The following is an 11,787-nucleotide window of genomic DNA, read 5'->3' on the forward strand; positions in this document are numbered from 1 at the left end:
GCGCCGATCCCGACAGTACCCGCGGCGGCCTCCACCTCCCAGACTCGTGGTCGTCGACCGCCCCCTCCGGACGAGGAGCCCCCCCGTGACCGACCTGCTCACCCCGACGTCGGCGCCCGTTCAGGAGCGCCGGCTGGTCACCGAGGTGCCCGGACCGCGATCGCGGGACCTCATGGCGCGCCGTGCGGCCACCGTCTCCGCGGGTGTGGGCACCACCCTGCCGGTGTTCGTCGAGCGGGCCGGCGGCGGTGTCGTCGTGGACGTCGACGGCAACTCGCTCATCGACCTGGGCGCGGGTATCGCGGTGGTCAACGTCGGCAATGCCGCGCCGCGGGTGGTCGCCGCCGTCCAGGAGCAGGTGGCCGCGTTCACGCACACCTGCTTCATGGTCACGCCCTATGAGGGCTACGTCGCCGTGTGCGAGGAACTGGCCCGCGTCACCCCAGGCGACCACGACAAGCGGTCGGCGCTGTTCAACTCGGGCTCCGAGGCCGTCGAGAACGCGGTGAAGATCGCCCGCGTCGCGACCGGCCGGTCGGCGGTCGTCGTCTTCGACCACGCCTACCACGGCCGCACCAACCTCACGATGGCCCTGACGGCCAAGAACATGCCCTACAAGCACGGGTTCGGCCCCTTCGCGCCGGAGGTCTACCGCGTGCCGATGAGCTATCCGTTCCGCGACCCGGCCGGACTGACCGGCGCCGACGCGGCGGCCCGCGCGATCCGGCAGATCGAGACCCAGGTGGGCGCAGCGAACGTGGCTGCGGTCCTCATCGAGCCGATCCAGGGCGAGGGCGGGTTCGTCGTCCCGGCCCCGGGCTTCCTGCCCGCCGTCGCCGACTGGGCGCGACAGGCCGGCGCGGTGTTCATCGCCGACGAGGTGCAGACGGGGTTCTGCCGCACCGGCGACTGGTTCGCCAGCGACGACGAGGGTCTCGTCCCGGACCTGGTGACCCTGGCCAAGGGCATGGCCGGCGGTCTGCCGCTCGCCGCCGTCACCGGCCGCGCCGAGCTGATGGACAGCGTCCACACCGGCGGGCTCGGCGGCACCTACGGCGGCAACCCGCTGGCCTGTGCGGCCGCCCTGGCCTCCATCGAGACGATGCGGGAGCTCGACCTCACCGGCGCGGCCCGGGCCATCGGCGACACGATGCTGCGTCGGCTGCGCGCCCTGCAGGAGAGGCACCCGGCCATCGGCGACGTCCGCGGCCGCGGCGCGATGATCGCGGTGGAGCTGGTGGAGCCGGGCACCAGCGAGCCCGACCCGGCCCTCACGGCCGCCGTGGCCAGGCACTGCCACGCCGAGGGAGTCGTCGTCCTCACCGCCGGCACCTACGGCAACGTGCTGCGCTTCCTGCCGCCGCTGGTCATCGGCCAGGACCTCCTGACCGAAGCCCTCGACGTGATCGACGCCGCGTTCGGCGCACTCGCATGACCGCCGCGCCGGTCTGCGACCGCGTCCGGCTGCGGCCTGCTCCGGCCGCCTCGGGCCCGTTCGTCGGCGCGGTCGTCGAGTGGCCGCGCAGCCGCCCGCTGCTCGCCGACGTCGTCCCGGTCTTCGAGCGCCTCGGTGTCCGCGTCGCGGACGCCCGGCCCCTGCCGGACGAGGGCACGACGGCGACCGGCCTGGACCTCGTGCTGCCCGCGGGTGTGGCCAGCGAGCCCGCGCTCGCCGCGCTCGACCAGGCGCTCGCCGCGGCGTGGGCGGGTGAGACGGAGCTGGACGGGCTCGCCCGGCTGTCCGTCACCGAGGGGCTGCCCGTCCTGCAGGTGACCGTGCTGCGTGCGGCCGGCCGGTTCCTGGCGCAGACCGGCACGGGGCTGTCGCTCGGCTACATCGAGCAGACGGTGCTCGGCGCGCCGCACGTCTGCCGGGCGCTGGTGCGGCGGTTCACCCTGCGCCACGACCCCGACCGTCTCGACCCGGCCGGTGCCGCCGCGGCCGGCGCGGAGCTCGACGCCCTTCTCGAGGCGACGACGAGCCTCGACGAGGACCGCATCCTGCGGGGGCTGCGCGACGTCCTCGACGCCGTCGTCCGCACCAACGCCTTCCAGGACCCGTCGGGTCGCCCTCCCGCGCAGCTGGCGCTGAAGATCGCGTCGCCGCGGCTGTCCTTCCTCCCCGCTCCGCGGCCGGAGGTGGAGACCTTCGTGCACTCCCCGACCGTCGAGGGCCTGCACCTGCGCGGCGGGGCCGTCGCGCGCGGCGGCATCCGCTGGTCGGACCGTCCGGAGGACTTCCGCGCCGAGGTGCTCGGCCTGCTCAAGGCCCAGCTGGTCAAGAACGCGGTCATCGTCCCGGCCGGGGCCAAGGGCGCGTTCGTCGTGCGCGACGACCTGCGCGGGCACGACCGCGCAGCGGCACAGGAGACCGTCGAGCGCGCCTACCGCTCGTTCGTCTCGGGGCTGCTCGACATCACCGACAACCGGGTCGACGGGCGGGTCGTGCACCCGGCGCGCATAGTCGTGCTCGACGGCGACGACCCCTACCTCGTGGTCGCGGCGGACAAGGGCACGGCGACCTTCTCCGACATCGCCAACGCGCTCGCCGTCGAGCGCGGGTTCTGGCTCGGCGACGCCTTCGCCTCGGGCGGCTCCGCCGGCTACGACCACAAGGCCATGGGCATCACCGCCCGGGGCGCGTGGGTGTCGGTGCGTCGCCACCTGCGCGAGCTGGGACGGGACGTCGACGCGGACGCGGTGACCGCGGTCGGGATCGGGGACATGTCCGGGGACGTGTTCGGCAACGGCGTGCTGCTCTCCGACCGGCTGCACCTGGTCGCCGCCTTCGACCACCGGCACGTCTTCCTCGACCCCGAGCCCGACCCGGCCGCCTCGTTCGCGGAGCGCCGGCGGCTGGCCGCCCTCCCCGGCTCGAGCTGGGCCGACTACGACCGCGCCGCGCTGTCCCCCGGCGGCGGGATCCACCGGCGCGACGCCAAGTCGGTGCCGCTCTCGCCCGAGGTGCGCCGGCGCCTGGACGTGGCGGCGACCGAGCTGACCCCGGACGAGATCGTGCAGGCGATCCTCTGCGCGCCGGTCGACCTGCTGTGGAACGGCGGCATCGGCACCTACGTCCGCGCCGACGACGAGACCGACGCCGACGTCCGCGACCGGGCCAACGACCGGGTCCGCGTCCCCGCCGGCGCGCTGCGCTGCCGGGTCATCGGCGAGGGCGGCAACCTCGGGCTGACGCAACGCGCCCGCGTGGCCGCTGCCCGGGCCGGCGTGCGGCTGCACACCGACTTCATCGACAACGCCGCCGGGGTGGACACCTCCGACCGCGAGGTCAACCTGAAGATCCTGCTGGCCGGGCCGGTGCGCGACGGCGACCTCACCGGCGCCGAGCGCGACGCGCTGCTCCGGGAGCTCACCGACGAGGTGGCCGCCGCGGTGCTCGCCGACAGCGCCCACCAGGTCCGCGCGCTGACCGTCTGCGCGGACCAGGCCCCGTTCCTGCTCGACCGGCACGCCGCGCTGATCCGCGACCTCGAGCACCAGGCCGGCCTCGACCGCGGCCTCGAGCACCTCCCGTCGGAGGCCGACATCGAGCGGCTGCGCGCCGCCGGAGGCGGGCTCACCCGCCCCGAGGCCGCGGTGCTGCTCGCCTACTCGAAGAACCTGGTGCGCGAGGAACTGCTGGGCAGCGACGTCCCCGACGACCCGGCGCTGGGCGCCGTCCTCGGGCGGTACTTCCCGCGGGCGGTGCGGGAGCGCTGGCCCGACCGCATCGCGAGCCATCCGCTGGCCCGCGAGATCACCGCGACGCAGCTCGCCAACGACCTGCTCAACCGGGTCGGGCCGGGCTTCCTGCGCCGGCTGGAGGAGCGGCACGGGGTGGGCACCCCCGTCGCCGCACGCGCGTTCGCCGCCGCCGAGCAGATCCTGGGGCTGGACGAGGTGTGGGCACTGCTCGACGAGGACGTGCCACCGGCGGTCGAACGGCTCGCACTGAGGGAGGTCCAGCAGGTCACCGAGCGCGTGGCCGACCGGCTGCTGCACCGCCACCGGGACCCGGCGGAGCTGAGCGCCGCGGTGGGGCCGCTGGAGGACCTCGTGGACGACGGCGGCCTCACCCGGGGGGCGGCTGACCTGTCCCCGCGGGAGGAGCTCCTCGCCGCCGGAGCCTCCGGGCAGCTGGCCGACGGCCTCACCGCCCTCGGCCGCCGGGCCGAGGTGATCGACCTCGCCTCGGTCGTGCACACCACCGGGGCACCGGTCGGAGCGGTCCTGCGCACCCACTCCGCGCTCGGCGAGCGGCTCGGCCTGCCCGACGTGCGCGGGATCGCCGCCGATCGCCCGGGCGACTCCTCGTGGACGCTGGCGGCGAAGTCGGCGCTGCGGGAACAGCTCGACCAGCACGCCCGCTCGCTGGTCACCGGACTGCTGCTGGCCGGCCGGACCACCGACGACCTGGTGGCACAGCACGGCGCCGCGGTGGCCCGGTTCGCCGCCGTCCGGACCACGGCCCTCTCCACCCGCGGCGAGGCGGTCGCGGTCCTCGCCACCGTCGTCGGCGAGCTGGACCGCCTCCGGCAGACCGCCGCCTGACCCCGCTCCGATCGAGAAGAGGAACGACCATGTGGCGCATGCCCCTCGAAGGCGATCCGCACGACCGGACCTGGATGGCCTTTCCGCGCGAGGGCTACACGCTGGGCGCCTCGGACGTGCACCGCGAGGCGGGATATGCCGCCTGGACCGCGGTCGCCCACGCCATCGCGGCCTTCGAGCCGGTCACCATGGTCGTCGACCCGAGCGAGCGCGACCGGGCGCGACGGATGCTCGGCGCCGAGGTCGAGATCGTCGAGGCCCCGCTCGACGAGTTCTGGATGCGCGACGTGGGCCCGACGTTCGTCGTGGACGACGAGCGCCCCGGGGTCCTCGGAGCCGTGGACTGGGTCTTCAACGGGTGGGGCGCGCCCGACTGGGCCGAGTGGCGGCTCTCGGCGGGGATCGCCCGCGCCGTCGCCACGCACGTCGGAGCCGAGGTGGTCAGCTCGGCCCTGGTGAACGAGGGCGGCGGCATCCACGTGGACGGCGACGGCACCGTGCTGCTGACCGAGACCGTGCAGCTCGACCCCCGGCGCAACCCCCACCTCGACCGCGCGCAGGTCGAGGCGGAGATGGCGCGCACCCTCGGCGCCCGGCACGCCGTGTGGCTCCCCCGGGGCCTGACCCGCGACTACGCGGAGTTCGGCACCAAGGGGCACGTCGACATCGTCGCCACCTTCCCCTCGCCCGGCCGGCTGCTCCTGCACGCGCAGCCCGATGCCGGACACCCCGACTCCGCCGTGATGAAGGAGCTCCGGGGCCTGCTGGCCGACGAGACGGACGCGGCCGGTCGACCCCTCGAGATCGTCGACCTCCCCGCTCCGGCGACGCTGGAGGACGACGACGGGTACGTCGACTGGAGTTACGTGAACCACCTGGTGGTCGACGGCGGGGTCGTCGCCTGCGGATTCGGCGAGGAGCGGGCCGACGTGCGGGCCCGCTCGATCCTGGCGGAGGCCTACCCGGGCCGCGAGGTCGTCACGGTCGACGCCCGGGAGCTGTTCGCCCGCGGCGGTGGGATCCACTGCATCACGCAGCAGCAGCCCCGGGTGTCCGCGTGATCGACGTCGTCGAGACACCCATCGCCGCACTGCGTGCCGCGCTCGAGGCGGGCCGCACGACCGCCGTCGAGCTGGTCGACGCCTACCTCGCCCGCATCGAGGCCTACGACCCGCCCTCCTCCCCCACGGCGCTCAACGCCGTCGTCGTGCGCAACCCGAGTGCTCGCGCCGAGGCAGCGGCATCCGATGCGCGTCGTGCCCGCGGGCAGACCCTCGGCCCGCTGGACGGCATCCCGTACACCGCCAAGGACAGCTATCTGGTCAGGGGTCTGACCGCGGCGGCCGGCAGTCCCGCCTTCGCCGATCTGGTCGCCCAGCGCGACGCGTTCGCCATCGAGCGCCTCCGCGCCGGCGGAGCCGTCTGCCTCGGGCTGACCAACATGCCCCCGATGGCCAACGGGGGCATGCAGCGCGGTCTGTACGGCCGCGCCGAGAGCCCCTACAACGCCGACTACCTCGCAGCTCCGTTCGCCTCCGGGTCGTCCAACGGATCGGGCACCGCGACCGCGGCGAGCTTCGCCGCCTTCGGGCTCGCCGAGGAGACCTGGTCGAGCGGGCGCGGACCCGCCAGCAACAGCGGCCTGTGCGCCTACACCCCGTCGCGCGGAGTCATCTCGGTGCGCGGCAACTGGCCGCTCGTGCCGACCATGGACGTCGTCGTGCCGCACACCCGCACCATGGCCGACCTGCTCGAGGTGCTCGACGTCGTCGTGGCGGACGACGACGAGACCCGGGGCGACTTCTGGCGCACCCAGCGGTGGGTGCCGATCCCCCGCCCCTCGGAGGTGCGGCCGGAGTCCTTCGTGGCGCTGTCCGAGGTCGGCGCGGGTGCGCTGGCCGGGCGACGCCTCGGGATACCGCGCATGTACGTCAACGCCGACCCGGAGGCCGGCACGGCCGAGGACGGCGGGATCGGCGGCCCGACGGGCCGGCGGATCCAGACGCGTCCGTCGGTGATGGCCCTGTGGGAGTCGGCCCGCCGCGACCTGGAGGCGGCCGGTGCGACCGTGGTCGACGTCGACTTCCCCGTGGTCTCGAGGTACGAGCGGGACCGTCCGGGCATGCCGACCGTCGCCACCCGCGGCCTGGTGTCGCCGGCGTTCCTGCGCCGCGAGATCGGTGACCTCTCCGCGTGGGCGTGGGAGGAGTTCCTGCGTGCCAACGGCGACCCTGCCCTGAGCAGCCTGGCCGACGTCGACGGGGCGAGGATCTCCCCGCACCCCGAGGGTGCGCTCCCCCACCGCTACACCGGCTTCGACGACGACATCGCGCGGTATCCCGACTGGGTGCGCGAGCACCCCGGGGCCACCTGGGCCGACATGCCGGAGCTGGCCGACGGCGTCCGGGGGCTCGAGGAGACACGTCGCGTCGACCTCGAGGCGTGGATGGACGAGCTGTCGCTGGACGCGGTCGTCTTCCCCGCGGTGGCCGACGTCGGGCCGGCCGACGCGGACCGCACCAGCACATCCGCGGATCTGGCCTGGCGCAACGGCGTGTGGGTGGCGAACGGCAACCTGGTCATCCGGCACCTGGGCATCCCCACCGTCACGGTGCCGATGGGGACGATGGCCGACATCGGCATGCCGGTGGGACTCACCTTCGCCGGGCGGGCCCACGACGACACGGCGCTGCTGCTGCTCGCGACCGCGTTCGAGGGGACCTGCACCCGCCGCACCCGCCCGCCCCGCACTCCCTGACACGGCTGAGCCCCGCACCGCCCGGGTCGGGTGGTGCGGGGCTCAGCGACTGCTCGGTGCCGGCGTCACGCCTTCCGGACGAGCTTGCGGTTCACGAACTCGTCGAGGGCGTAGCGGCCCAGTTCGCGACCGAACCCGGAACGCTTGGTGCCCCCGAACGGCAGCTCGGCGGCGTCGCCCAGCACCAGGTTCACCCACACCATCCCGGCATCGATCCGGTCGACGACGCGGTCGGCCTGGTCGGGGTCCGTGGTGTAGAGGTAGGAGCCGAGGCCGAACGGCGTGTCGTTGGCGAGCCGGACGGCGTCGTCCTCGTCCTCGGCCCGGAACAGCATGGCCACCGGACCGAAGAACTCCTGCCGGTAGGCGTCCATCTCGGGGGTGATGTCAGCGAGCACCGCGGGCGGGAAGAAGTTGCCCCGCCGCTCGCCGCGCGCCAGCACGGTGGCCCCCTGCTCCACCGCGCGGTCGAGCTGCTCCTGCAACCGCTCGCTGGCCGTGTCGGACGACAGCGGTCCCAGCGTCGTGCTCTCGTCGGTGGGGTCCGCAGGCGTGACCGCGCCGAGGGCGCCGGTGAACCTCTCGGCGAACCGGTCGTAGAGGTCGGCGGTCACGATGAAGCGCTTGGCGGCGTTGCAGGACTGACCGTTGTTGTCGAGCCGGGCGTTGACCGCGTCGGTCACGGCGGCGTCGAGGTCGTCCGTGGACAGGAGGATGAACGGATCGGAGCCGCCGAGCTCCAGCACGACCTTCGTGAGGTTGCGGCCGGCGACCTCGGCGACCGCCGAGCCCGCCCGCTCCGAGCCGGTGACGGAGACGCCCTGGACGCGCGGGTCGGCGATCACGGCGGCGACCTGCTCGTCGGTGGCGAGGATGTTGCGGTAGACGCCGGTCGGGACGCCGAGCTCCGTCGCGGCGGCACGGAAGATCTCCTCGAGGGCGGACGAGGACTCGGGGCACTGCGGCGCGTGCTTGAGCAGGATGGTGTTCCCCGCCACGATGTTGGGCCCGGCGAAGCGCGCGACCTGGTAGTAGGGGAAGTTCCAGGGCATGACGCCGAGCAGGACGCCGAGTCCCTCCTTGCGGACCACGGCGGACCCGGACTCGACGTCGATCGGCTCGTCGCCCAGGTGGTGGGGTCCCTCGTCGGCGTAGTACCGGAAGATCTCGGCCGCGAACTCCACCTCGCCGACGGCCTGCGCGATGGGCTTGCCCATCTCCCGCACCGCGATCTCGGCCAGCTCCTGGCTGCGCTCGGTGAGCAGGGCACCCACCCTGCGCACGAGCTCCGCCCGCTCGGCCGGGGTCGTGGCGCGGCTCCACGACGTGTACGCGGCGGAGGCCTCGGCGATCGCTCCGTCCAGGTCGGCCTCGGAGATGGCCGGGTAGGTGCGGACGGTCTCCCCGGTGGCCGGGTTGGTGACTGCGTAGGCAGGCATGGGGTCTCTCCTCGTCACGTGCCGGCTGCGATGATGTCGTCGGCGAGTCGCCGGCCCACCCGGATGCCGCCGTCGACGTGCTGGTAACCCAGGCCGGCCAGGTCGCTCGACCCGAACCGGATCGGACCCACGGGCTGGAGCTGAAGCGCGCCGTAGCGGGTGAGACCGCCCAGGGCGAAGCTCGAGGCATAGGCGCCCCGCGTCCACTCCTCGGCCGCCCAGTCGCTCTCGTAGTAGGTGACCGGACGACGGGCCTCCGGCCCGAAGTAGGCCGCCAGGGACTCGAGGATCCGGGCCCGGCGCTCCTCCGCGCTCAGCCGGAGCAGCGCGTCGGCCTGCTCCGCGGCGACGAAGCCGACCAGGGTGCCCCGGCTCTCCCCGTGGTTGGTGTTGTCGTACGCCTCGTGCACCAGCTGGTACGGGCTGAACGCGGTGCCCGACAGGCCGCCCGCGCGCCAGAAGGGCGTCTCGTAGGTCGCGTGGACCTTGATCACCAGGCCGAGCGACTGGTGCTGGTGCAGCTGCTGGCGCAGCCGCGGCAGCGCCGGGACGTACTGGATGCGGTCGTAGAGGTTCGGCGGGACCGCGACCACCACGTGCCGTGCCCGCACCGCGATGTCCGCGCCCGTGACCGTGGCACCGGACTCGTCCCACTCGATCGTCCGCACCGGGGTGCCGAGCCGGACGGAGCCGGCCGCCAGCTCCTCGGCCAGGCGGAGCGGCACCTGCTGGAGGCCGCCCACCACGCGCTTGTCGAGGATGAAGTCGGCGTCGACCAGGTTGCTGAAGCCCCCGGCACTCGCGGCCATGAGGAGGGCCTGCAACAGCGAGAACGTGTGCGCCGGCTTGGTGAGCATGGCCTCGGCGACGAAGAGCGCGACGTTCTCACGGGCCTCGTCGTCGTCGGTCTGCTGCTCGAGCCAGCCGCGGAACGAGATCCGGTCGAGCTCCTGGGCCCGAGGGTGCGCCCACGGCGCCGCCGGGTCCACCTCGGCGGTCAGGCCGTCCAGGACGTCGACGAGCCGGGAGATCTCCTTCTCGGTCCGCTCCCCCGCGGGGAAGATGTCGCCGGTGAACCGGCGCAGCTCCCCGTCCCGGGTGATGTAGAGGCTCTCGCCGTCCCGGTAGCGGGAGTAGGTCTCCAGACCGAGCTCGTCGAGCGTCTCGAGGAGAGCGGTCTGGTCGGGCGACACCCACTGGCCGCCGATCTCGCGCAGCTGGCCGTCGACCACCTCGGTCCACAGCCGTCCGCCGACGCGCTCGCGGGCTTCGAGGACGACGACGGTCTTGCCCGCGGCGGCGAGACGGGTGGCGGCGGTGAGTCCGGTGACGCCCGCGCCGATGACGGCGACGTTCCGCTCGAGGTGTTCCATGACGGTCCGGGACGTGCCTTCCGTGGTCGACTGCGGAGACGGGTGGACGACGGCTGTGCCGGTCATCGGCTCGGGTCCGGGGTCATCGTGTACTTGGTGGTGAGGTACTCGTGGATCCCCTCCACGCCGCCCTCGCGGCCGAGCCCGGACTGTTTGACGCCTCCGAACGGCGCGGCGGCGTTGGAGATCACGCCGGCGTTCAGCCCGAGCATGCCGGTCTCGAGGCGCTCGATCATCCGCTGACCGCGGGCGAGGTCGCGCGTCCAGACGTAGGCCACGAGGCCGTACGGGGTGTCGTTGGCCAGGTACACGGCCTCGTCCTCGTCGGTGAAGGGGACGATCGACAGGACCGGTCCGAAGATCTCGGTCGCGAGGAGGTCGCTGCCCTCGCGGACCCCGGAGACGACGGTGGGCTGGAAGAAGGTGCCGGGCCCCTCGACGGCCGACCCTCCGGTGTGCAGGGTCGCCCCGCGGGACACGGCGTCCTCCACCAGGGCCCGGGCCCTGTCGACCGCGGCCTGGTCGATCAGCGGGCCGACGTCCACGCCGTCCTCGGTGCCCCGTCCCACCCGCATCGCGGCGACGCGGGCGGACACCCGCTGAGCGAACTCGTCGGCCACGTCCCGGTGGACGAGGAAGCGGTTCGCGGCGGTGCAGGCCTCACCGGAGTTGCGGAACTTCGCGGCCAGCGCACCCTCCACGGCGGCGTCCAGGTCGGCGTCCGCGAAGACGACGAACGGCGCGTTCCCGCCCAGCTCCATCGACGTCCGCAGCACGTTGTCGGCCGCCTGCTTGAGCAGGGCCCGGCCGACCTCCGTCGAGCCGGTGAACGACAGCTTGCGCAGGCGGGGATCGGCGATGATCGGCGCACTGACCTCCCGTGCCGACGACGTGGGGATGACGTTGACGACCCCGGCCGGCAGCCCGGCCTCCTCGAGGACCCGGGTGAACAGCAGGGTCGTGAGCGGCGTCAGCTCGGCCGGCTTGACCACCACGGTGCACCCCGCCGCCACGGCCGGAGCGATCTTCCGGGTCGCCATCGCCAGCGGGAAGTTCCACGGCGTGATGAGGAAGCACGGCCCGACGGGGTGGTGTGAGACCACCATCCGGCCGGTTCCCTCCGGGTTGGACCCGTACCGGCCGGAGACGCGCACGGCCTCCTCGCTGAACCAGCGCAGGAACTCACCGCCGTAGGCCACCTCGCCGAGCGCCTCGGCCAGCGGCTTGCCCATCTCCAGCGTCATGAGCAGCGCGACCTCGTCGCGCCGCGACTGCAGGAGCTCCCAGGCCCGTCGCAGGATCTCGCTGCGCACCCGGGGGGCGGTCGCGCCCCACTCGGCCTGAGCGGCCGCCGCGGCGTCCAGCGCCGCGAGGCCGTCGTCGACGCTCGCCGAGGCGATCGTCCGCAGTACCTGACCCGTCGCGGGGTCGAGGACGTCGAACGTCGCCCCGTCGGAGGCGGGCCGCCAGGCTCCGCCGATGAACAGTCCGGTGGGGACGGACTCGAGCACGGCGGCTTCCGACGGACGCGCTGGTGCGATCGTCACGGGAGTCCTCTCGGTGGTCGGGCCTCGACGACCCGTCACAGGAGCAGGGCGGGCACAGGCCGGTTCCCGGACGCTATGGCGAGACGGCTGCTGCCACGAGTGCCGGAACGGCGGTGCCG

The 11,787-nt window shown here is 74.0% G+C and carries 7 protein-coding genes; 4 read left to right on the forward strand and 3 right to left on the reverse strand.

Annotated elements, in window-relative coordinates; genetic code table 11:
* Positions 1 to 85 precede the first annotated feature (85 nt).
* From gabT to PGN05_RS02630, 4 genes are read left to right on the forward strand one after another with little or no spacing between them, the layout of a single operon-like run.
* Positions 86 to 1,435: a 4-aminobutyrate--2-oxoglutarate transaminase gene (gene gabT, locus PGN05_RS02615; RefSeq protein ID WP_419750922.1), complete on the forward strand. Its 1,350-nt coding sequence runs from the start codon at positions 86 to 88 to the stop codon at positions 1,433 to 1,435.
* Positions 1,432 to 4,551, forward strand: coding sequence for an NAD-glutamate dehydrogenase domain-containing protein (locus PGN05_RS02620; protein WP_419750924.1), 3,120 nt, complete (start codon positions 1,432 to 1,434; stop codon positions 4,549 to 4,551). The genes gabT and PGN05_RS02620 overlap by 4 nt, the downstream gene beginning before the upstream one ends.
* Positions 4,552 to 4,589: 38 nt before the next feature.
* Positions 4,590 to 5,612 (forward strand): agmatine deiminase family protein, encoded by a 1,023-nt coding sequence (locus tag PGN05_RS02625; RefSeq protein ID WP_419750926.1) that lies wholly within the window; start codon positions 4,590 to 4,592, stop codon positions 5,610 to 5,612.
* The gene (locus PGN05_RS02630) at positions 5,609 to 7,309 is read left to right on the forward strand and encodes an amidase (RefSeq protein WP_419750928.1); all 1,701 of its coding nucleotides are present in this window, start codon (positions 5,609 to 5,611) and stop codon (positions 7,307 to 7,309) included. Before PGN05_RS02625 ends, PGN05_RS02630 begins: the two co-directional genes overlap by 4 nt.
* Before the next feature lie 65 nt (positions 7,310 to 7,374).
* Here PGN05_RS02630 and PGN05_RS02635 read toward each other — a convergent pair whose 3' ends face one another.
* From PGN05_RS02635 to PGN05_RS02645, 3 genes are read right to left on the reverse strand one after another with little or no spacing between them, the layout of a single operon-like run.
* Positions 7,375 to 8,748 (reverse strand): NAD-dependent succinate-semialdehyde dehydrogenase, encoded by a 1,374-nt coding sequence (locus PGN05_RS02635; protein ID WP_419750930.1) that lies wholly within the window; start codon positions 8,746 to 8,748, stop codon positions 7,375 to 7,377.
* Positions 8,749 to 8,762: 14 nt separating this feature from the next.
* Complete coding sequence (locus PGN05_RS02640; protein ID WP_419750931.1) at positions 8,763 to 10,187, reverse strand: flavin monoamine oxidase family protein; 1,425 nt, start codon at positions 10,185 to 10,187, stop codon at positions 8,763 to 8,765.
* Positions 10,184 to 11,668: an NAD-dependent succinate-semialdehyde dehydrogenase gene (locus PGN05_RS02645; protein ID WP_419750933.1), complete on the reverse strand. Its 1,485-nt coding sequence runs from the start codon at positions 11,666 to 11,668 to the stop codon at positions 10,184 to 10,186. Before PGN05_RS02645 ends, PGN05_RS02640 begins: the two co-directional genes overlap by 4 nt.
* Between the last annotated feature and the right edge of the window lie 119 nt (positions 11,669 to 11,787).

Origin of the sequence: Geodermatophilus sp. CPCC 206100 (assembly GCF_048569675.1) — a bacterium.
GTDB lineage: Bacteria > Actinomycetota > Actinomycetes > Mycobacteriales > Geodermatophilaceae > Geodermatophilus.

Bases quoted from the DNA above. Each gene is read 5' to 3' on its own strand.
- PGN05_RS02625 (WP_419750926.1), top strand. From the start codon at position 4,590: ATGCCCCTCGAAGGCGATCCGCACGACCGGACCTGGATGGCCTTTCCG.
- PGN05_RS02640 (WP_419750931.1), bottom strand. From the start codon at position 10,187: ATGACCGGCACAGCCGTCGTCCACCCGTCTCCGCAGTCGACCACGGAA.
- PGN05_RS02620 (WP_419750924.1), top strand. From the start codon at position 1,432: ATGACCGCCGCGCCGGTCTGCGACCGCGTCCGGCTGCGGCCTGCTCCG.
- PGN05_RS02635 (WP_419750930.1), bottom strand. From the start codon at position 8,748: ATGCCTGCCTACGCAGTCACCAACCCGGCCACCGGGGAGACCGTCCGC.